The 23,504-nt window shown below is 36.7% G+C and carries 15 protein-coding genes, 1 tRNA gene and 1 pseudogene; 6 read left to right on the forward strand and 11 right to left on the reverse strand.

Annotation, left to right across the window (positions count from 1 at the left end; all coding sequences use genetic code 11):
* Positions 1-6 precede the first annotated feature (6 nt).
* Positions 7-102 carry a hypothetical protein gene (locus tag CS842_RS07405; protein ID WP_265614200.1) on the forward strand — a complete coding sequence of 32 codons (96 nt, stop codon included), beginning with the start codon at positions 7-9 and terminating at the stop codon, positions 100-102.
* Positions 103-634: 532 nt separating this feature from the next.
* Positions 635-916, forward strand: a complete 282-nt coding sequence (locus CS842_RS01980; RefSeq protein WP_103327239.1) for a hypothetical protein — start codon at positions 635-637, stop codon at positions 914-916.
* 52 nt (positions 917-968) lie between these two features.
* On the opposite strand, the pseudogene CS842_RS01985 reads toward CS842_RS01980, so the two are convergent.
* Positions 969-2,097, reverse strand: a pseudogene (locus CS842_RS01985) (catalase); the annotation flags it as partial.
* A gap of 541 nt (positions 2,098-2,638) precedes the next feature.
* Here CS842_RS01985 and CS842_RS06485 point away from each other — a divergent pair.
* The gene (locus tag CS842_RS06485) at positions 2,639-2,824 is read left to right on the forward strand and encodes a hypothetical protein (protein ID WP_146037428.1); all 186 of its coding nucleotides are present in this window, start codon (positions 2,639-2,641) and stop codon (positions 2,822-2,824) included.
* Positions 2,825-3,199: 375 nt separating this feature from the next.
* Here CS842_RS06485 and CS842_RS01995 read toward each other — a convergent pair whose 3' ends face one another.
* Positions 3,200-3,994 carry a zinc ribbon domain-containing protein gene (locus CS842_RS01995; RefSeq protein WP_103327241.1) on the reverse strand — a complete coding sequence of 265 codons (795 nt, stop codon included), beginning with the start codon at positions 3,992-3,994 and terminating at the stop codon, positions 3,200-3,202.
* A gap of 6 nt (positions 3,995-4,000) precedes the next feature.
* Complete coding sequence (locus tag CS842_RS02000) at positions 4,001-5,101, reverse strand: Nif3-like dinuclear metal center hexameric protein (RefSeq protein WP_103327242.1); 1,101 nt, start codon at positions 5,099-5,101, stop codon at positions 4,001-4,003.
* 809 nt (positions 5,102-5,910) lie between these two features.
* On the opposite strand from CS842_RS02000, the gene lipA reads away from it, so the two are divergent.
* A complete protein-coding gene (gene lipA / locus CS842_RS02005) occupies positions 5,911-6,816 on the forward strand; it encodes a lipoyl synthase (RefSeq protein WP_103327243.1) in 906 nt (301 codons plus the stop codon).
* A gap of 2,994 nt (positions 6,817-9,810) precedes the next feature.
* Here lipA and CS842_RS02010 read toward each other — a convergent pair.
* The 7 genes from CS842_RS02010 to mnmE all read right to left on the reverse strand — a co-directional run bounded on the left by CS842_RS02010 (position 9,811) and on the right by mnmE (position 19,870).
* Positions 9,811-9,885: transfer RNA gene (locus tag CS842_RS02010), tRNA-Val, on the reverse strand.
* 54 nt (positions 9,886-9,939) lie between these two features.
* Positions 9,940-11,115 (reverse strand): bifunctional folylpolyglutamate synthase/dihydrofolate synthase, encoded by a 1,176-nt coding sequence (locus CS842_RS02015; protein ID WP_241518416.1) that lies wholly within the window; start codon positions 11,113-11,115, stop codon positions 9,940-9,942.
* A gap of 1,431 nt (positions 11,116-12,546) precedes the next feature.
* On the reverse strand, positions 12,547-13,851 hold the full coding sequence (gene murA / locus CS842_RS02025) for a UDP-N-acetylglucosamine 1-carboxyvinyltransferase (protein ID WP_103327245.1): 1,305 nt from the start codon (positions 13,849-13,851) through the stop codon (positions 12,547-12,549).
* Positions 13,838-14,476, reverse strand: a complete 639-nt coding sequence (locus tag CS842_RS02030) for a DUF4290 domain-containing protein (RefSeq protein ID WP_103327246.1) — start codon at positions 14,474-14,476, stop codon at positions 13,838-13,840. The genes murA and CS842_RS02030 overlap by 14 nt, the downstream gene beginning before the upstream one ends.
* A 241-nt stretch (positions 14,477-14,717) precedes the next feature.
* Positions 14,718-14,906, reverse strand: a complete 189-nt coding sequence (locus CS842_RS02040; RefSeq protein ID WP_103327248.1) for a cation transporter dimerization domain-containing protein — start codon at positions 14,904-14,906, stop codon at positions 14,718-14,720.
* Between the two features lie 379 nt (positions 14,907-15,285).
* Positions 15,286-17,550 (reverse strand): ATP-dependent helicase, encoded by a 2,265-nt coding sequence (locus CS842_RS02050; RefSeq protein ID WP_103327250.1) that lies wholly within the window; start codon positions 17,548-17,550, stop codon positions 15,286-15,288.
* 943 nt (positions 17,551-18,493) lie between these two features.
* Positions 18,494-19,870 (reverse strand): tRNA uridine-5-carboxymethylaminomethyl(34) synthesis GTPase MnmE, encoded by a 1,377-nt coding sequence (gene mnmE, locus CS842_RS02055; RefSeq protein ID WP_103327251.1) that lies wholly within the window; start codon positions 19,868-19,870, stop codon positions 18,494-18,496.
* 429 nt (positions 19,871-20,299) lie between these two features.
* On the opposite strand from mnmE, the gene CS842_RS02060 reads away from it, so the two are divergent.
* Positions 20,300-20,521 (forward strand): phosphatase PAP2 family protein, encoded by a 222-nt coding sequence (locus tag CS842_RS02060; protein ID WP_103327252.1) that lies wholly within the window; start codon positions 20,300-20,302, stop codon positions 20,519-20,521.
* Positions 20,522-20,569: 48 nt separating this feature from the next.
* On the opposite strand, the gene CS842_RS02065 is transcribed toward CS842_RS02060, so the two are convergent.
* On the reverse strand, positions 20,570-21,244 hold the full coding sequence (locus CS842_RS02065) for a metal-dependent transcriptional regulator (protein WP_103327253.1): 675 nt from the start codon (positions 21,242-21,244) through the stop codon (positions 20,570-20,572).
* A 123-nt stretch (positions 21,245-21,367) separates the two neighbouring features.
* Between CS842_RS02065 and CS842_RS02070 the strand changes: the two genes are divergently transcribed.
* Complete coding sequence (locus tag CS842_RS02070) at positions 21,368-22,696, forward strand: Nramp family divalent metal transporter (protein WP_103327254.1); 1,329 nt, start codon at positions 21,368-21,370, stop codon at positions 22,694-22,696.
* Positions 22,697-23,504: the final 808 nt, after the last annotated feature.

Raw genomic sequence — 23,504 nt, forward strand, 5'->3', positions numbered from 1 at the left:
ACCGAGATGCAATACACCTCTGCAGAACATCTCTACGAAATGGGAGCATCAGCCGGTGGACTGCTTATGGCCACTGTAACCAATATGGCATCATCCTTATAATTAATCTTCCATAAAAGATGCTTTTTACACTAGGAGAAAATTTTAGCTTTATCTCATCATCAAATGAAAGAGTGGAAAAATATATAAAATCTTTATACTTCTGAAAAGTTATATTATTATAACTTTTCAGAAGTATAATAATAAATTATAATTAATTCATTTACAGTATACTAAAAACATAAATCTGCATAACGAAAGATCGATAACTTACTATTTTCTATACTTTCCATAAAGTAGTAAATTAAGCATAAGGTTTAGCTATAACCCCTTGGTTCAGGTTTTCAATTTGTGTCTTACATATTACATCTTACGTTTTGTAACATGCAAATGAATTTAGTGATTTACCGGATTCAAAGATCCTTCCTAAGAAGAAATGACTCCCTGAACTTTCAAGATAAGTTTATCGCATCTGACCTTACAAATTTACCATAAATCAAAGATTGTCATAGTGAGGTTGAAAAATCACCAGATATATAAAAAATAGTTCATTAAAATAATAATATTATTTTTTGTTGATTATATATAGTAATATGTGTTAATTGTTCATTTAAAATTAAAACCATATGAAGCTACAATTACTTTCATTTTTATTTTTATAACCATAGGAACCCTGCAGGCTCAGATGGACATAGGGACGAAACACTCTAATGGGGTTTTGCATATTAAAACTCAAACAAAAAACATTCAGGGGAAAAGTATTCAATCCGCCCTGGTATTACCCATACCGGATAAAGCGGAAAATCTGGAAAATGTTCACGATGGGGAGCCTGCTCCGGGATCTTTGGTATTTGATCAAAACAAAACTAGTGCTTGATGTATTTCTATCTTACAAAGAAAATGTGAACCTCGGCTCAGGGAAATGGCCTGAATGCGTTGGGATCGCTTCCAAAATTTTCATCCAGACGCATAAAGCCATCACGTTGATACGTTCATACCAAAAAGTACAGCGTATTAGCGGCAAGTTGCTCATAATTGACGCCTAAACGATAGCTATGTGCATCAGGATAAAACAATAAACAACCTTAAAGCATTATTTTTTATCCGGAGAATATCCGATACCGTCTATCACATGTGCAGGCGCAAAAGCAGCTTACTCAACTTCCGTAAAGTAATTAGTAGGAATCTTATTGAGTTCCACCTCGCCCCCACATCGATCAGAGGAAAATCTTTATAACTCCACACTTTACTTAGGTCAAAGGGATTGAGGGATATTTGTTGACCTGCTCTCGGGTCATGATCTGCATTTTTAAAGCCCATTTCGGAAAATCTCCTCTGTCGATGACCTCCACTAAATCCCGCTCTGGGCATGATCTGGATCTTTACCTTTCATCTCCATAGCTTCACTGTCTGTGAAATTTTTATACCCTGAAGCGTCTTGAAATGAAACTTTACGTAAAAGCGCTCATCATCTTTATTCAGAAATGAATAAGTGTGCGATCCGTAACCGGTTCATATGGCGATAACTATAAAGAGTTCCCCTGCGCTCAAATGAAAGCTTTCAGGGTTAAGACTCCAAAAAATACCACATTATAGTGGTGTCTTTACAATGAGTACGCGAATGACGCTTTTGTGTCAGGATTTTTAGGATCCTTAATAAAAAATATCAGTGTATTTATTGCCAACCAAATCCAAGTTGCCCTCTTCGGTATAGAATTTACCGGAAGATCCACGTGGATCACGTTCTATAGCAGATTCTTTTTTCCCGTCTACGGTAGAAAAACGAATCAAAAGGGGTATTTTTTTTACCTATATCTGAAAAATTTAGCCCGTGTATAAAAAATGATATCATGTGTAAGGGTGAAATTCCCATAAGAACCAGTGCCTTCGGTGTGTATTACGAGCTCAGGAATACGTTCGCGATTGAAATGAGCAAGTTTCTCGTGTAATCCTCAAGCAACAAGAACCTATTGGCCCGAGACTCAAGGTGTCTTCATAGTTCGAGCGAGGAATTCTAAGTGCCGTAGTGAGTTTCTCGCGTGTAATTTTTTGCCCAATAAGAAGTTCAATAATATAATTAAAGTATATACTCTATATTTATTTTATTATTTTTTAATAACAAAATTTATAAACACTATAATTTTAAAAATTATACTTCAGAATGGAAGGCCAAAATAAATTTTTGGCCTTCCATTCTGATTAATTGCCTTTATGGGCAAAACATATCAAACAACTATTTGAGAACAAATCATTTGGAATCTCCTATAGTTAAGAGGAAAGTCGATTCTGAAAGTAACCTGCGTAAAAGTTGTTTCTTTGAAATTGAAGATTTTTCAAAATCAGGATTAACGTAGAAAGTATACATTTCGGGTCATGAAAGACGTGGACTCCAAAAAGCACCCATAGCGAATTGAATAGAAGATGAAAAAATTTGCTTACTCACTAAAACCCACACTACACATATAGCAGCTACCATGATGGTACAGCCAGTCCTTATGGATAAAAAGCATGCATTTCGGATATCCCAGTTCTATTGACTCTTGCTGGGACCTGATCATTTATAGTCATCTTAAGAAGCTCATTATAAAATGTATAGAAAATGATCGTACAGAAGATTCAGAAAAATCATCCAAAGACCAGCTGGGAAAATCCAGCTTTGATTCCGTACTCGATGGAAATACAGCAAAATTTGCTCATAGTACGTTGTGTTAAAGACTCATCTACCTCCATTTCCGGAAGAATTCAAAGCACTCTCCCTTTAAGTTCCTGGGAAACTTACAGATAATAAATGCATCAGACCAAGTTATAAACGCCTCGGGAAAATCTGTTATTAGCTATATCATTGAGGGAACTCGATAGGTATCGCAAGAACCTCCTAAGATTTCCACATTTATGAAAGCAATATGTAAGACGCTTGTATATAGAATTTCTTTAGATATCACCATTAAAATTTAGCTATAAACATAACATGAGAGTCAGGTGTCATAACTTGAGGAAAAACTTAATAGTGAAAGAGTATAAAAATACTAGATGCGAGCAGCAAATCTTATTGACCTCCTCTCTGAACACCGTAAACATAAGACAACGCCATGAGGGTAATTCCACCGTGGAAGTTTTTATTTAAATGCAATAAAAAATCAACTAATAACCTTTATAAATATTAAGACTCAATAAGTATTTTCCGAATTTTCGGAAGAATTTTTTGACGCTCCTCCTCAGCTAAGGCCGCATCAATAAGTATACGACCGCTATGTTCGTCGATCACCACTTTTTTTCGTTGAGCGATATCGATACATTTTTGAGGAGGAATAGTAAAGAAAGACCCGCCCGAAGCCCCTCTTTCCACCGGTACAATGGCAAGGCCATTTTTGGCTTTAGAGCGGATACGTTTGTATAACTGTAGTAAACGAGATTCTACATTTTTTGAAAAAACAGTTGCCTTTTCCATTAAATCTATTCGCTCCTCTTCGTGCTTTTGTAGCATCTGATCGAATTCTTTTCGCTTTTGATAAAGATATTCTTTTTTTTCACTGCAAAGCACGTTGAACTCCTCATAAAGATCTTTTTTTTGAGCGATGATAAGCTCAAATTCTTTAGCTCTTTTATTGGCTAATTCTATTTCAAGTTCCTGATATTCAATTTCCTTGTCAAGAGATTCAAATTCCCGATTATTACGCACCTTATCTTGCTGATCGCGATACTTCTTAATAAGAACCTCAGCATCCTTTATAAGATTTTTCTTTTCTTGCATGCCGCTTTGAGAGGCGTCTATTTCTTGTTGTAATTGCTGACTTTTATTTTGTATATCATTCACTTCATTGTCAAGTTCCTGCACCTCCAGGGGTAAATTACCCATAAACAGCTTTATCTCGTCTATATGAGAATCTATGAGTTGCAAGTCGTATAAAGCCCTGAGCTTTTCCTCTACACTGACCTCTTGTGGTTTGCTAGCCATACAGATTTAATAAAAATAATGTACCGGATTGGTACGTGTATTGGATTGAATGATGGCAAATTTAGGTAATTTTTCCCTTAAAACACGTACGAGCAAGTCTTTGGTAAATTGCTCCGACTCATAATGTCCTATATCGAGAATAAGAATCTCGTTATTAGCCTTAAAGAATTGATGATACTTGAAATCTGCTGATACAAAGGCATCTGCCCCTCTGTTTTTGGCTGAAGACAGAGCGAAACTTCCAGATCCTCCCAATACGGCGACGCGCTCTATGGGTCTGTTTAATAAAGGTGAATGCCTTATACAAGGAGTTTGCATGCGTTCTTTAACAAAACTTAAAAATATTTCTTCAAACATAGGTTTGGACAAACGACCTATCCCCCCTAGACCAATATCGTTGTGGTGTGAGTTGTGTAATTGAAAAATCTCATAAGGCATTTCCTCATAAGGGTGATTTTCCAGTAAAGCCTCAATAAGAACTGATTCAAGATGAGCAGGAAAAACCACATTTATGGAAATTTCTTCTTGATGATGAAGTCCTCCCTTCTTACCATAAACAGTTGAAGATTGTTCATTGTCCATAAAAGTTCCCAAACTGTTTATGTTGTAACTACAACGCTCATAATTTCTAATACTGCCTGCGCCTGCTTTGAATAGTTCTTCTCGCAACTGATCAGCATGCTCTTTCGGGACATAAGTAATAAGTTTCTTGAGCGCTCCCTTATATGGAATAAGAACCTTAAAATCGATCAAGCCTAAACGCTGAAAAATCTGATGATTTGTTCCCTGAGGATGATTATCCAAGTTGGTGTGAATAACATAAATAGCGATGTCATGTTTCAAAGCCATCATAATAAGACGCTCCGAAGACTGAGCTCGAGTGAGCCGTTTTAAGTCTTTAAAAATTACCGGATGAAAACTTACGATCAATTTACAGTCCAGCCCAAGAGCTTCTTTAACTACCTCTTCGGTGGTGTCTAAAGTAACAAGAATTTTATTGCTTATCCAATTTGGATCACCTACAATCAGACCTACATTGTCAAAATCTTCGGCATAGATTCTTGGGGCCCAAGAATCAAGGACTTGACAAATATCTCCAACTCTCATGGATAAGATTTTAAAAGTTTAAAAATATAAAAAACTAAATCTGCCGTCAAAATATTATCCTATTTTTGAGAGTAATCTTATCAGATATATCATAAAATCTTACCTGGTTTTAGCGCTGATTTTCATAGCCTTACTAGGTCTATCCGTTTTTGGAATCATCCTGAAGATATGGAGTCAAAAAAACGGTCGCTTCGCAGGTACTTGAGCTAGTGAAAGCCCAATCTAAAAGATGCAAAATGTGAATTGTGCAATTACAGAAAATCAAGTCGCTGCAAGAAACAGTACATCTCTTAAATAAAATTTACATATTACTTATATAAAAACATTCACGACCAGTAGAAAGACAGGGATACTCCGGCTGAAATTTTTTTCAAAATATCTTGAAAAATTCAAATCTTTCAATGAAAGTTGATAATTTCAAAACCGGTTATTTACTCATTAGGTCATGCAACAGCGCGTCGGATTCTTTACGCAAGGAGTAATAAGTAAGGTGATAAAAATATTTTCTTTTAGAGCCTAATACCTGCAAAGAGCGAATTTTTTTGTATACTAAAGAATTTCAGTAAGATTTCAAGAACAACTTAAACCTTGGAGCATAAACAGATCTCGGAGATAAGATTTACAAAAGGATACATTTGCAAATAACTATATAAAAACTTGAAAATCAAAGTATATAATATTATTATGAGACTTTTTAGAGCAAAGAAAAAAATGCATGAAATTTCGTGGACAATTCAATGAGTTTTTAAAACAAATTTTAAACTTACTACCTTTATGTTTTTGATCCTTACCATATACTTTGACTATTTATGAGTGATTCCATAAAATCCAGTCTGATTTACCCTGACGAAAGAGAAGTCGTAGAAAAATCTGTAATAAAAAAACCTCGCTGGATTCGCGTTAAATTACCTACAGGAAAAAATTACCGCAATCTGCGCGGTTTGGTTGATAAATACCATCTTCACACCATCTGTCAAAGTGGAAGTTGTCCTAACATGGGTGAGTGTTGGGGAAATGGCGTGGCTACTTTTATGATTTTGGGTAATATTTGTACGCGCTCTTGTGGATTTTGTGCGGTAAAAACCGGTCGACCAAAAAAACTAGACTGGGAAGAACCGGAAAAAGTAGCACGCTCAATTAAATTAATGAAGATCAAGCATGCCGTTATTACCTCGGTGGATCGGGATGACTTAAAAGATATGGGATCTTTATTTTGGGCAGAGACCATTCAGACAGTCAGACGTATCAACCCAGAAACCACTATAGAAACCCTTATACCGGACTTTCAGGGGCAAAGTCGTTTTTTAGACAGGATTCTTCAAGTGCGTCCCGAGGTGATTTCTCATAATATGGAAACCGTCCGACGACTCAGCCGCGAGGTGCGTATTCAGGCGAAATATGATCGTAGCCTGGAAGTATTGAGCTATCTTAAAAAAAGCAATCAAGCGCGCACTAAAAGCGGTATTATGCTGGGTCTTGGAGAAAGCGAAGCAGAAGTGTTTGAAACCATGGAGGATCTTAAAAATGCAGGCGTAGACATCATTACCATAGGACAATACCTTCAGCCTACTCAAAAACACTTAACCGTAAAAGACTTTATAACCCCTAAGCAGTTCAGAAAATACGAAAGTATCGGACTAAAAATGGGATTTCTGTATGTAGAAAGCGGAGCGCTGGTGCGTTCTTCTTATCATGCGGATCGCCATGTATGCTAGCCTCCACATCGTAAAGAGAGTACTTTTAGAGTACTTTTTACCTACCGGTCTTTTCAGCAGTGGTAAAAGTCCTATAATGATAAACTATAATTTAAAGGAATAAATCTTTTCTTTAGTTGCGCCGATCTTATGTTGGAAGAAAGGTTACCTTTATTAGAAATAATTTAGTCTTGATTTACAAATCAATAGAATAAGATCCAGCTCTAAGCTTAATTTACATCTTTTGCTCTGAGAAGTTTATAAAACTTACTTTCATATTTTAGCAAACGCATGTATAAACTGCAAGCAAGTCTTTTTATACCCTTCTGATTTGATAATAAACGCTCGCGTCCGTCATTGGGCTTTTGATTTATTTACTCTCCTAGAGGCATTAGAAGCATAGAACGTGATATAAAGAAAAAAAGGGCAGATAAGTGCATATCATAAAAAATAGAACTACTTATTTTAAGTTATATTATATATAAAATTTTATATAAAAAAGTAATTATATAAAATTGTTAAATATGTATGAAATCATCAGTAAAGTATTTATTAAAAAATACTTTATTAGGAAACTATTCATTTCCTTTAACGCTTTTCTCATTATCTCTTGCGCTGATAATAGTGAGTATTTACTAGGGGTATTATTGAAACAAACTCGAAGTGTTCTATTTGAAAAGCGATACAGATAATTTTAGCTGGGTTCGTCTGTTTTGATAGATGGAAACTGGAAACTTATCGGTTTAAAAGAAACAGTTTAGAGAGTGAACTGATATATCCCTGGAAAGATTTGACTTTGCAAAAGTCAGCAAAGAACTTATCCTTTATCGTGGGAAAACAACAATTTTAATATCTCTTCGGACTTTCAACGGAACATCATTACAGTATTTTCGGAAACCATATCTTTCCTAGATCAATACAATTACAGAATGTATGAAAATTTGATTTAAATGAGGTCACAAAAGATACTTTGAGGTATGAAGTTTATTTCGGCGTTATTTATACAGGTATAAAAACCACAAAAAATGGGAATTCACCTGGAAGAGAAAAAACTGACCTGAGCAACTTTTTAAGTTGCAATGTCTAAATATTTGTCAGTTTTTTGATCAAAGATGCCCTCAGGCTCGTAGAAAAATATGAGTGTTCCTGTGAATTTTTATGTTAAATCCGTTAAAATTTCAATTTTTTTAAGGTTTTTTATAATCTTATTTATTTTTTAAGGTTTTAACTTTGAATGTTTTTAATTTTCAATCGCTTCTTTATAAGTTTAGCAAATCATTTATAGCTTCTTCATAATTTGATAAAAGGATTGTCATTTTGATTCATATGTAATATTGTTTTTTTCTTTCCCTTAAAGCGTCTATTTATAACTATTATGTAGTTTTAGTTTTTATATCAACTACTTGATCAGGCTTTTGATAAAGCCTGTTTTCTGTATCTTTATAGATATTTCCAAATCATCGGAGATCATATTTTTGAGTTTATGCCTTTCATGAACTCCAATATTTTCAATTGTGGATCAATAACAACGATTTTTTTAGTTGCCTATAAGCATATATATCTATATTTTCACATACTTATATCATTTACATCTGCTCACAAGAGTTCACCATTAAGCAGTTTTAATCATATTTATCGGATAAATATAATTCAAAACTACCATAAGGTTCTCTTTATTAAGTCGAAAGAATAAACGCCGTCAAAGACCTTACCGAAAGGTTCTCTAAGAGTTACCCAAAGGAAAGGCACTTTCTATATGCCGCCATATAGCACGACATGTGGAAAAAAGGAAGATATCCGTCTTGGACTACTTAAGCAATCCCAACTTCAGAGGAGTAAGACTGGTTCAACGTCAATATCTACTAGCTTTCTTTGCATAGGTTGCGCGCGGCTATCAATGGATTAAAGATAATAAGGAAACTCCCATCCTTGGGGAAATCGTTATTGAGAGCCATGTATTATAAAAATAGAATATAAGTTCAGTACTCACCGATAACAGGTAAAACAAAGAACGATTTAACAAGAGCTCTCCGCCTTTCTTTGGAACCTACGAAGGGACAACTACTTCCCTAATAAGTATTAGAAGGGAATATAAAAAAAACAAAGAGTCCTTTTTAGGACTCTTTGAGTGGATAAAAATAAGCTAAAAGAAATTACTTAAACGAGGCTTAAATATATAACATATAAATATATACAAATATAAAATTAAGATAAAAATGTTACAGTAATTAGATTTCTCTGGCGTAGAAAAAATTGTTATCAATAGCATTATAGAGGAACCAGATTTCGCTTTTGAAGCGATTTTCTCGTAAAATCTATAGTAGGATAACAACAACAAAGAAATTGAGTTCAGAATGCTATTGTATCGGGCTATTTCTTTTTGGCTACGGCAATTAAATTCTAGTAAACCTTGCCAGTCAAAATTTTCAATATGAATTAAAAATGTTATTTGCGTTCTATAAATCTCAAAATTCGGGGTGCGATAGAAATTCAGGGGGGGGGAGGAGGGTTTATAATAAATTTTCCAAAGAATATTAAGAATAAAGAAACATTAAATAATCAGCTATTTATTAATTTATAGATAGTTTTCGGTAATAATATTGACCACAAGTTTTCCTTAACTTACCAAAAAAAGTAGATCCCTATAAGTAGCTAGATAACTAAAAATTAATCTATTAATTTTTATATAATTATTCAAGTTTGAGAATTAAAATTCCTATTTCCCAAAGGATCAATTCATTGTCACATCATTTAAATTTTTTACGGTAAAATATTTATATCAAATGAATATTATATCAGTTTATTCTACGAGAGAAATATTTCCTTTTACACAATAACAGTAAAAACCTCTTTCTTTAATTAAGTCATAAATTTTGTAAAGAATGATACGGATTTTTACAAGAAGTTTGTTTAAGATGACTGTCGGGCATTTTTCCAACGGAAGAGTCAAGAGATTTCTTAAAAAAGAAACAAAAAAAGAAATTCTAATTACTGATCATAAATATTCTACATTAGTGGGCGATACTGGGTTCGAACCAGTGACCCCCTGCTTGTAAGGCAGGTGCTCTAAACCAACTGAGCTAATCGCCCTAATAGAATTGCGACTGCAAATATAAGGTCTTTTTCTGTATTGCCAAATCTTTATTACAAAATATCAGCTACCACAAAAGTGCTTCCGCCTACAAATATAAGATCCCTTTGATGGGCATCTTTTTTAGCCTGAGCAATCGCTTTCTTTACACTATCAAAATAATAAACACTTTCATATAAATCTTGTGTTAACTCTCGGAGTTCTTCTATAGGAAAGGATCGATCTAGAGAAGACTGACAAAAATAATATATTGCATTTTCTGGAAAAAAAGACAACATTTTTTCTATCTCCTTACCGCGAACAAAACCCAGAACCAATCGTAATTGTTTCAAGGGTTCCTCAGCGAGCTGTTCAGCTACTATACGAATACCGTCTTCATTATGAGCAGTATCGCATATAATAAGTGGCGAGTGAGACAATAATTCCCAACGCCCCCGGAGCGCGGTATTTTTAATAACATTACTTAATCCGTTTGTTAGAGATTTGGAAGAAATTTTCCAGGATTTTTTTCTCAAAACCTCTACCACTTTCAGAGCTGTTTGCTCATTAAAACGTTGATACCTTCCCTTTAAAGGAAGGGGATATATAGATTCCGCCAATGGTTCTTTCGCAAAATAAACAGGAGCAGAACATTCCCCTGCAACCGCTTCGAAAACAGCGCGCGTCTCAGGGATCCATGAGCCTATAACCACAGGAGTATCATTTTTAATGATTCCTGCCTTTTCCAAGGCGATCTGCTTAAGTGTACTCCCAAGAAATCCAGTATGGTCGCGACCAATATTTGTAATAACAGAGAGCTCCGGTAAAATAATATTCGTAGAATCTAGACGACCTCCAAGTCCTGTTTCTATAAAGGCAATATCTACTTTTCGTGCCCGAAAGTTATCAAAAGCCATAGCCGTGGTCATTTCGAAAAAAGAAAGGGCGTTTACTTTCATAAACTTATAATGACGACTAACAAAGTCGCTGACAAATTTTTTAGAAATCATAACGCCATTACAACATATACGCTCTCGAAAATCTTTCAGGTGGGGTGAAGAAAATAGACCCACGCAATAGCCGGATTCTTGTAAAATGGAAGCGAGCATATGTGCTGTAGATCCTTTACCGTTGGTACCTGCTATATGTATACTTGCAAAGCTATTCTGAGGGTTACCAAGGTATTCACAAAATTTTAAAATACGATCCAGGCCGGGTTTGTAAGCAGGCATTCCTTGCTTTTGATACATCGGAAGATGATCCAAGAGCCATTTAATTGCTTTTGTATAGTTCATCAATATAAATAAAGTAAAAAAACACAAGAAGGATCATTTTATTTTAAAACGATAATTAATTTGAGCCGGTCGACGCAATGTAGCATAAGAAGAAGTTTCTCAAAGGGTTTGAGAGGTAGATTTTAGTTCTGGCTGTTTGCAAATAAGAAGAATACTCTTTACACAAGGGGATTTCCTTTATAATACAATCTTTAAGTCATTTCATATATTGTTGTAGTCCTTCGCTTTGGACAATAAATGTTCTCCGGAAGTGGCTCGAAGGTCGCCTTACGATGCTTAAAATGGTAATACGTACCGGTATAAGAAAGAATCACCGAGCGGAAGAAATTGATTTTTTTGACTCGAAGACTGCTTAATTTTACAAGTGTTCTTGCTCTTTTTAAGAGTATACTTCAGAGCTTTTTTCTTTTAGAATCTAAAGACTTAAGATGGGAGTTTTTCTTTTTAGGTGAAACGATCAAGATCTTTTCTTTCGATTTTTTTTCGCTAGCTTTTTTTATCTTGCCTCATAGGATTTCTTTTCTTGACCGGAGCCTTCAAAAGAATTTATCCGTAAAGGCTTGCTGATTTTTAAATTAACTCTGGTTAACTTGCCGTTGCGTTTGAATTTCATTATGAAAATTCAAGACATGGATTCATAGGAGATTTTTTTACGATCTATATAATAAGCTCCTGACTTTCGAATCATCACATAGGTGTTCGCTGTTTTATACTATCACTTTCCTAAGCATCGCTCAAATCCAACGTATTATTGACCATAAGAGAAGAGGTCAGCATGAAAAAAAGTAGCGAAAAAATAAGATGTTCGTTATCAAGGAAGAGCTGAACCCGGTCTGGATAGGTTTTTTTCCTCTTAAGTTCATCAGGAGAGCTGTTGATTAACGGCGTCGATAAAATCCTGAGGCTGCAGCTTCTAAATTCGCAGCAGCGTGATCTATTTTAATTACCAGAAGATTAAAAAATATATGTTACTATTCTAATAACAAGCCCGGCAGCAGTTGTATTCATAGCTATGTAAATTCCATGGGCGAGCAGTCCCCTTTTCCCATATGATAGACCTGCTGCTTACCAAGATTCTCCATGGATTGTGAGATTTTACTTAAGGGAGGCTCAATGCGCACTAGACTTTTTTCAATCATCATAGATCATATCGCGAATAGTGACACTAAATTCTTGATAGCTCCCAAAAAAATAACTTAACACAAACAAACGTTCAAAAAAGAGGAAGATCACTTCGAGAAGCAGAAAAAAGATAAGCAAAAGAATCGCATTTCCTATAGCCCAACCACTTGTAAGAAATTCCCATATTGTATATCGCTCGTCAGGGACTGACGAAAATGGAGAAAAGGTATAACATAATACTTTATTATTAATAGGGTTTAAAAATTACAGGCGTTTGATTTTAGCGCCCAGCGCTTGTAAGCGTTTATCGATACATTCATAGCCTCGATCTATCTGCTCTATGTTATGTATAATACTCTTACCCTGGGCTGAAAGCGCGGCGATAAGCAAGGCGATACCTGCTCGTATATCTGGAGAGTTAAGAGATGATCCGCGCAAGGGCGAATTATGATTCATACCGATGACCGTTGCGCGGTGTGGATCACAAAGGATGATCTGCGCGCCCATCTCGATGAGTTTATCGACAAAAAACAAGCGACTCTCAAACATTTTTTGATGAATTAAGACACTTCCTTTAGCCTGAGTAGCTGTTACCAAGAGTACACTCAGAAGATCCGGACTAAGCCCTGGCCAAGGCGCATCAGCCAGTGTCAGTATAGAACCATCGATAAACTTTTGAATGCGATAATGTGCCTGGGAAGGGATGTAAATATTATCTTCACGGCGCTCGATCTTTATGCCAAGTTTTTGAAAACTTGCCGGGATTACTCCAATATTTTGCCAGCTGACATTTTTTATGGTGATCTCCGAACGAGAAAGAGCCGCCAAAGCAATCCAGCTGCCGATTTCTATCATATCGGGCAAGATCTTATGAGAACATCCTCCCAGTGCCTCGACTCCTTGTACGCTAAGTAAATTAGAACCTGTACCTTCTATGCGTGCGCCCATAGAAATAAGCAATTTGCACAATTGCTGAATATAAGGCTCACAAGCAGCATTATATATGGTGGTTTTTCCGCGAGCTAGTACAGCGGCCATTAGAACATTCGCCGTTCCAGTAATTGAAGCCTCTTCTAAAAGGACGTAAGCGCCCGTAAGACGCTCTGCATGAACTTTATAAATACGTTTTTCCTGAGAATACTCAAAACGAGCCCCTAAGGCTTTAAATCCCTGAAAATGAGTATCCAGCCGACGACGCCCAATTTTATCACCTCCAGGTTGCTGAAGAAAAACTTTTCCAAAACGAGCCAATAAAGGTCCGATAATCATAACAGAGCCACGAATCATGGAAGCTTCTTTTTGAAATTTTTCCGTAGAAAGGTAATCCAGATCAAGGGTATTAGCCTGAAAAGTGTAATGGCCATGAGCGTTTTCCTGAATTGTAACGCCGAGGTTTTTAAGAATACACATCAAATATTTAATGTCCTGAATCTGAGGAATATTTTGAACATGTACCGGCTCTGAGGTTAAGAGCACGGCACATAAAATTTGCAAAGCCTCATTTTTAGCACCTTGCGGGATTATTCCGCCTTTTAGCGGACAACCGCCTTGAATCTCAAACACTCCCATTAAATCCAAAAAACTTCTTTTTTCTGTGCGGGTTGCTGTACGGGCTGTTTTTATTTCTTCTTTTTCCATTTTGCAGGATTTCCTCACTAACAACCAGGGGATCCGATAGCGTATTCACTACAATTTTCCCTCCCGATAATCTACGAAGGTCTTCAAAAATTACACTATCCTCTACCGTATCCTTATTCCATTTGATATAATTTTTTTTCATAGTATTGGCAATAGCATATATCAATCCCTCTTTTTTATCAGGATCTAAACATTCAACGGCCACGGCAATCATATCTCGTACAATTTTTCCATAGTAGCGAACCTCCAGCAAATATTCAGGATAAGAAATTCTTCTGGGAGGACGTTGAAATTGTTCAGGTTCGGGTTGAGAAAAAGGGGAATCTACTTTCAATTTAAAATCGGACATGATAAAGAGCTGATCCCATAACTTATGTTGAAAATCAGGAACATCTCTAAGATGTGGATTTAAATCGCCCATAACTTTAATAACACTCCAAGCACAGCGATTACGTTCATTTTTATCCTCTATAGCTACCACATGCCAGATCATATTATGAATATGGCGTCCATATTCAGGAATGATCATCTTTGGACGCTCTGTGTTATATTCCATAGGTTTTTAGGATTATCAAATTTTTATCAAAAGTAGTGTATTATACCTAATAATCCCCAAAGCCTGATGATTGAACCCTTTATGGTTTTTTTCAATCCGATGAGGGCAATCCTCAGAAATATTATCTAAAGTCCAGGAAAACTGATGCTTAATAAGAAAATCCCTCACCAAGAAATCTTGTTTGGAGCAAACAGGGCATGAATTATGCACACAAAGATCTACATGAATGAAAAATTCCACCCTAGTCATCTATTTCATCATGAGCTTCTCTCACATTGAAAAAACAGGGCACCATAAGATGCGCATCTATGTGCAAAGCACTTCCGTATTTGATAATTCTCAAATTATGCAAGTCGATCCAGTTAGGTTTTCTATGAAATTCTAGGTAATTGACAATTGAGTTGATGAGTTTTTCATCGGACTCATCCATGACTCCTGCGGCAGTAGTTGTATGCTGGTATATAGTAGACCTCTTTTATATTGGTATCGATGATCTCATCCCAATCTTGCCACAGCTCGCATCGGCAAAAGATTCAAAACCTAGGGCTACAGCAGCATTGTTAATGAGGACACGAAATGTTTTTCAGAAAGCATCGAATGAACTTACCTCCTGGAAAACTGTCTTATATTTTTTAATATTAAAATTAAGTGCTTCTACGGACACTGAATAATTTTTTATTAAAATTCTTTATATCTATTAAGTGATCTCCGCGATGACCTCATATTATAAGGGCATCGCCTTCTTTAGCCAAACGTTCAGCACAAGCGACACCAATACCTGAGATTACAGCGGTAATAGCTATTTCTCTTCATGAGAGTATATTGATTTTGGCAAATCTTAATAGAAGCTTTTTCTCACCTACTTGCTCGAAACGCACAAGAGCCACCTTATCAGGCTCAGTTCCTTGAATTTCCATTACCTGGCCTTCTCCAAAACGCTCGTGACTCACGCGCATTCCCTTGCCCAGGAGGTTCATCTTATCGCTTAGCGCTTTGAAAGGAAACTCTCTTAGATGCTTAGCTTTTTTCATTATGGTTTTTTCTTTGCGCGAAATTTCAAAAAGATCATCAGAGGGGATCTTTTCAAAAAGTGAGGATTTAAGGGACGAAGGAGAAAATCTTTGTGCTTGCGCGCCTATCTTAGCCAGTCGATTCTGATCAATTTCCTCAATAAAACGACTGGGCTGACCATCGATAAGTTTTCCCCAGCGATAGCGCGTGAGCGCATAGCTCAGTACAGCTTGTTTTTGGGCACGGGTTAAAGCGACATAAAATAAGCGTCTTTCCTCTTCAAGATCATCGCGAGTAGTCAGACTGAGCATAGAGGGGAAAAGATTTTCTTCCAGACCTACGATAAAGACCACCGGAAATTCAAGGCCCTTCGAGAGATGGACCGTCATCAAAGAAACGCGGTCTCCTTCTTGATTATCAACTATATCAGTGGCCAGGGCGACATTTTCTAAAAAAGCCGCCAGGGATATATTGCCGTCGGCCAGCTGAGCCTGTTCCTCGACATAAGCCTGCAGACTGCTCATAAATTCCTGAATGTTTTCATAACGCGAAATGTCTTCAGGGGTGTCATCCTGGCGAATATCACCAAGCAAACCGGAGTTTTTGACTACCTGCTGAGCTACAACATAGGCCCCTTCAGGTAACTTCAGGGAAAAGCGTTTAATCATTACAATAAATTCTTCAAGCCTCTTCAAAGTCCCTTTATCAAGGGACATTAATTCAGGATTTTCGAGCAATTCATAAGCTGTTTTGCCTTGATCAGCTGCCATTACAAGTAATTTATTAATCGTAGTTTGTCCTATACCACGAGCCGGATAGTTAATAATGCGCAAAAGCGCTTCCTCATCGTTAGGGTTGACCAGCAAGCGAAGATAGGCAAGCAAATCTTTGATTTCTTTGCGTTGATAAAATGAAAGGCCACCATAGATTCGATAGGGAATATTTTTCATACGAAGCGCCTCTTCGATTGCGCGCGATTGGGCATTGGTACGGTAAAGAATGGCGAAATCTTCATTGCGCAACTGATGATGAACCTTAAGCTCAAAAAGCGTATTGGCTATAAAGGCAGCCTCTTCTCCGTCAGAGAGGGCTCTATAAAGTTTGATCTTTTCCCCGCTCTCGTTTTGAGTCCATACTTTCTTTTCTAACTGCTCCTTATTGCATGCAATCACATCGTTAGCTGCCTGAACGATATAATTTGTGGAACGGTAATTCTGCTCCAGATGGAAAATTTTGGCGTCAGGATAATCCAATTGAAAATTTAGAATATTACGGATATTCGCTCCGCGAAAGGCATAGATACTTTGAGCGTCGTCACCTACTACGCAGAGATTTTTATAGCGAGCGGCCAAAGCCTTTACGATAAGATACTGTGAGTGATTAGTATCCTGATATTCATCTACCATAATGTATTTGAAACGCTCTTGGTATTTATATAATACTTCAGGAAAGCATGTAAAAAGCTCATTGGTACGTAATAAGAGATCATCAAAATCCATAGCTCCGGATTTAAAGCAACGATCTACATAGGAACGATAAATATCCCCCATACGAAGTCGTAAGCTTTCCGCATCGCGCTCTTGAAGCTCAAGGTCATCAAAATAGGCCCGAACGGTAATAAGATTACTTTTGAACTGAGAAATACGCGAAAGTAGAGCCCTGGGTTTATAAAGATCTTTCTCAAGTTTTAAGTCCTCTATGATTTTTTTAATGACACTTTCGGCATCTTGCTGGTCGTAAATAGTATAATCCGAAGGATAACCTAAGCGGGAGACCTCAGCACGGAGTATACGGGCAAAGACTGAATGAAAAGTTCCCATCCAAAGGTTTTCCACCTCCGTGGAATTTACCAAATGCGCGATTCGTTGTTTCATCTCCCGAGCGGCCTTATTAGTAAAGGTTAAGGAAAGAATATTAAATGGATCGATGCCCTCTTGCATTAAATGTGCGATGCGATAGATGAGCACACGTGTCTTACCCGATCCAGCCCCGGAGATGACCATCATCGGTCCTTTGATTGTAGTAACAATTTGTGATTGAATCGGATTAAGATCAGCTTTCATCGCAATAGGTAGGTTTAGGGATTTCAAATATACAAAACACTACTTATCTTATTCATATAGATGATATTTGATAAAATAGTTTTTTGTGCAAAGAATTAAATAATAAAACTAAATAGTTAAAATATATAACTATAAAAACAATATATATTATTGTTAATTATGATACAAAATTATTTTTATAAATTCTTATAAAAAGGAATATATACTTTGAGTTTTCACTTACAGTAAGACCCCTCCTTAAAACAGGATATATCCCACTGAGTTTTCATTATTTCTCACGAAAAAATAATAATCAACTGATAATTTATAAATAAAAACAGCCTTAGGGGAAAAAGTAATGAAAAATAATGTGATAAATAGAAAAACTATAAATAAAAATACAAAATCATTATCAATAACATTGAAAAAATAACAGACGAACTTACGCTATATAAATCCAGACCGGATCGGTGATATGATTAAAAATGAAAATAAATAAATTATTTTTGATGAATTTTTTATTATCTAGCTTAAAATAGATTCTTAAGAAATTTAATTTGAACGGCATTCTCTTGCAGTAAATCAGAAATAACAATTAACTTGTTATCTTTCAATCGGTTTTCCAATTATCTAGCCCTGCTAGTTTGCGAAATTACATATGTCAGAGCGGCAAAGAGTAGTAGTGGTTCGCGCCGTAAATTTTTTACCACAATGCTAACAGAGTCTTTATACCTGAATTTTTGAAATCATTTAATGTCTTTAGACATAATTAAGTGCCATTATTTCCTCAAAAAGACAAAAAAAATTGTACCCCACAGCACGGGGTACAAATGAAGTACAAAATTAATCCCAATAAATAGGTAATAACTCAAAACAAGAATTAAGAGTTTAATTTATTAATGAACTGTAAATAAGTTGATAATTTTCTATACTAAGAGTTTACTATAGATTTGTTTTGCCAGAGTTATTTTCCGATACAAAATTTCGAAAAAATATTTCCCAATAATTCCTCGCTACTTATCTCTCCGCTGATTTCTCCTAAATAATCAAGTGCACAGCGAATATCTGTTGAGAGCAAATCACCGGGTCTTTTTTCATTGACAGCTTGTTTGATATCATGTATAGCCCGCAAGGCCTCATGTAAAACCTCATAATGCCTGCTATGTGTAATCAAGGTGCGATCCTCTAAAGCCCTGTGATCCACCAAATCGAATAAGGCCTTAAGAAGCCTGTCGATTCCTTTTTCTTTTTTTGCTGAAATACGAAAAGTTTCTTTGAAAGCGTCATCCGGAGAAAAAGAATCCTGAGAAAGATCTGATTTATTCGCAATAACAAAAATTTTTTTATCAGGATAATTTTCAGAGAGATTATGAAGTTCTGCCAGAAGAGCTTTTTTGTCAAAATCCGAAAGATCAAAAAGATAAAAAATCACCTGAGCCTGATGTATGCTCTCAAAAGTCTTTTCAATACCAAGAGCCTCTACTCTATCTCGGGTCTGTCGAATTCCTGCGGTGTCTATAAATCGAAAGCGTATACCAGCGATTATTAGCTGATCTTCTATAACATCGCGCGTGGTTCCGGGAATATCTGAAACAATAGCACGTTTTTCTTGTAACAAAGTGTTGAGCAAAGTGGATTTACCCGCGTTCGGAGGGCCAATAATCGCAACGGGAATCCCTTGTTTAATAGCGTTTCCCAAAGCAAAGGAATCGAGTAAAAGCTTAAGGTGTCTTTCGATAGTTTCAAGCAGCTCCGAAAGATGAGATCGATCTGCAAACTCAATATCTTCCTCGGAAAAATCCAGGCTCAGCTCAATAAGAGAAGCAAAATCGATAAGTTCAGAGCGAAGCAATCTGATATGATTTGAGACGCCCCCTCGAAGCTGGTGCATAGCTAGGGCATGATCCGCCTCTGCCTGCGATGCAATCAAATCCGTCACCGCTTCTGCCTGGGAAAGATCCATTTTCCCATTCAAAAAGGCGCGCAACGTGAATTCTCCGGCTCGTGCCATACGAGCGCCTTTTTGTATAAACAATTGCAAAATACTGCGCGTAATATAAGGCGATCCGTGACAAGAAATTTCGATAACATCCTCTGCGGTGTAGGAATTCGGCGCTTTGAACAAAGAAAGCAACACTTGATCGAGTGCCTTGTTTTTATCGAAAATATACCCTAAATGTAAAGTATGAGAAACTTGCTCCTGTATTTTTTTCCCCGGCTTCGAGGCCTTAAAAAGGCTCTCAACGATGGAAAAAGCTTTTGAGCCGGAAATACGAATCACAGAAATCGCCCCATGACCATCAGGTGTGGCCAGAGCAACTATGGTGTCTTGATCTAACATAGAACAAATGTATATATCCTCTCTTAGCAAGAGCATCTGTCATATAAATAAAAATCATAAAATATTGAGCGGCAAATCGATAAATTTGAAAATCCTTTCAATGGTTCATAACCGGAATAACAACAATATATGTTTTTAGAAAAGATAAGCAGAGGATTTTTTGTATCAGCAGTGGTAGTTTACTCTACTTTTCATTAAACACACAGGATAAAGATTTTAAATATTCAAGCTCGTTTCTCGACGAAAAAACATTCCAATTAAAAGAGTAAATCCTGCGTGTATCCCTTATTTTATATGGAACGGCATTAATTTTAGGTTCGATTAAAAAAGATTTTCAAGAAAACCTTCAAAAAGGCAATCATTCCGCAGATGATTACATTCAATATACACCTATGGAGATTTCCTTGACATAAAGGCAAAAAATACCACATGGAATTTAAAGATTCACAAGCTTACTGGGTCTATAGCGGTTATCCTTTTGCCATAACTACCGCCATTTTGCGCATAACTAATTACAAACATTGGATATCAGATGTATTGGAAGGTACCGGACTGAACATATTGGTAGCGAACCTAGTGTATTATTTCGAGCCCCTGAAAATTTGGGATCCCTTTAAATCAAAAAGAATACGCCTTGATTATTCTTCCTAATCTGCGATTAAACAGCTATGAAACCAGCGTAGGCCTGGTGATATAATTCTAGAATTTTTCCCTTGGCTTGAGAGGAACGATAAAAAGATGATCGGCAAGAGAGCGGGAAATATTCACAGGAGAATTGCCCTGGCAAGAGATCAAAAAAGAGCCGTCAAAGTCCACGCGCTCGATGATTTTTATAGAACTTCCTATATAAATATTAAGTTTTTCAAGATATTGCAGAAAATCGGGCGCATCTGTCTTTACCGCGATTAAACGTGCGGTGTTTCCGGGAAAAACACCCGATAGGGTTTGCTTTTTCGAATCATTTACAGATCCATCCGATGAAGGAATGGGATCTCCGTGTGGATCAAAACACGGATGATCTAAATAACGCTCGAGTCTCTCGAGCAATTCAGGCGCCTTGATATGCTCAAGCTCTTCGGCAATAGCGTGCAACTGATCCCAGCGGTAACACAATTTTTTCGAGAGAAAGCACTCCCATAAACGATGAGCACGTACGATTTCTATGGCTATGACATATCCATTTTTGGTCAGATAAATCCCCTTTTTCTTTTCATAAAACACAAAGTTTTTAGCGATCAATTTTTTAAGCATATGAGCCACGGAGGCGGCGCTGACTTTAAGTTTTTCAGAAAGCATAACGGGCGAAACTCTAGTTCTTTGCAAAGAAAGTTGATAAACCGCCTTGAGATAATTCTCTTCTGAGAGAGAGTGCATGGGTAAAATTTTCTTTATACCATCAAATGTAGGCAATTTGACCCACAAAAATTAGTCATGCCTATTTTTAAAAATAAACTTTAACATAAATTAATTTATATTTGCTCTGGAAATCAATAAAAAATGTCCTTATATACTCCCAAAGAAGGTTGGAGAAAAGAATCTAAAAGCGTTTCTCTTCCCGAGGTTTTTTCCTCAATTTCAGTTCCCCAAAAAGCAGGTTTCTGGAAAAAATTGCTCTCCTTTAGCGGACCGGGTCTTCTCATTGCAGTAGGTTATATGGACCCCGGGAATTGGGCAACCGATATCACCGGAGGTTCTCGTTTTGGCTATATGCTCTTATCAGTGATTTTAATCTCCAATCTTTTCGCTGTTTTTCTACAGCATCTCTCTATAAAACTGGGAGTTGTAGCCGAAAGAGACCTGGCGCAAGCCTGTAGAAATCATTACCGCCCAAGCATAAATTTTATTCTCTGGATTCTCTGTGAACTTGCCATTGCAGCCTGTGACCTGGCAGAGGTCATTGGTTCTGCACTGGCCCTTAATATGCTCTTTGGTATTCCCGTAACATGGGGTGTATTAATTACAACGATTGATGTGCTTATCATTCTTTTTTTTCAGTACAAAGGCTTTCGGTATATTGAAGGAGTAGTATCGGCTTTGATTTTTACAATACTACTGTGCTTTGGTTTTGAAATTATACGATCAAAGCCGGAAATTTTCCCACTGCTTAAGGGACTGATACCGGATGTTAAAATCATCAGAGACCCGGGTGCTTTATATACTGCCATAGGTATTTTGGGAGCTACGGTAATGCCACATAATCTTTACTTGCATTCAAGTATTGTGCAAACACGCAATTACCCACGCAACTTTGAAGGTAAAAAAATGGCCATTACGTACGCTACCATAGATAGCACGCTGGCGCTCTCACTGGCTTTTTTTATTAACGCATCCATACTGATTGTCTCAGCGGCTACTTTTCATACAAGCGGACATACAGATATGGCCGATATTGAAGAAGCCCATAAGATGCTCTCGCCTTTACTGGGCTCAGGCTTGGCCGGGACGCTTTTCGCCGTGGCTTTATTAGCCTCAGGGCAAAACTCTACACTCACGGGGACCCTGGCAGGACAAATCGTTATGGAAGGCTTTGTAAACATTCGTCTTAAACCCTGGATTCGAAGATTAATCACAAGGTTAATCGCTATTATACCGGCCATGGTAGTGGCTATTCTTTATGGTGAAAAGAAAATGGGCGATTTATTAATTTTAAGTCAGGTAATTCTCTCTATGCAACTGGGTTTTGCAGTAGTTCCTTTGGTTATATTTACGAATGATCCGAAAAAAATGGGAAAATTTTCTAATGGATTTTTATTAAAAATAGCCGCCTGGATGATCGCCCTAATCATTATTGCACTTAACATTTTCTTGCTCTGCGAAGTTTTTTAAAAAATCAAGCTTATTTATTCATTGCCACGGACTTTTCTTTGTAAGGCTTTACTGAAACAATTAACGAACTATATAGATCATAAGTGTGTTACTTTTAAAAGTAAAACAGTTTGATCGGGTAAAATTTTCAGTTTTATTATAGTATCATTTCGCAACAAAATCTACTTTTATAACTGTATCGAAAGCTACCGGATCAAAGTTCACCTCATTTATATTGAGATATCTTACAGGAACATTTGCTTGTTTTTCACTCGGGTAATATCAGTTTTATCGATTTCTTTCGCGAGCATACGGTCTTTATAAAAATAAACATAATCTAAGAGATTTTCTGACTTTTTTAGATAAAAAAGCCCTTTTTTAAGGGTTTTGTTTTTAACAATACAGTAAAATAATTGATCAGCGAGTGGTGTAACCACCATTGGCAAAAATCGACCGGTAATCCAACAGCCTTCGGTGGCCGAAAACTTTAGAATTGGGACGATAGTGAGTTATCCGTTCATGGCTTGTGATTTGTGATACTCCACCACTTGTTGTTCTTCGGCAGGATAAAAAAGAAGTATCTATTGAGCCCGAGAAGCTTGCGCGGTAGCGGAAATTCCGTGCGGAGCGAATTCCTTGGTAGCCGCTCTGATAAAATGCTCAACAGGCACCTCAGTGTCCCAGTATACGTAGAATAAAAGTCTGTAAAAGCTGCCAGTAAAGAAGTGAGAACGGTGATGAGCTTTCCATTCTTCTCAACTGATTTTCTGGCTTATTGCATGAAAAAGTAGGTGGATTTGGGTTAATATCGAACATTTGATCATATTCT

The sequence above is a fragment of the Bacteroidetes bacterium endosymbiont of Geopemphigus sp. genome, assembly GCF_002904345.1.
Classification (GTDB): Bacteria; Bacteroidota; Bacteroidia; order Flavobacteriales; family Blattabacteriaceae; genus GSPS2-BC2016.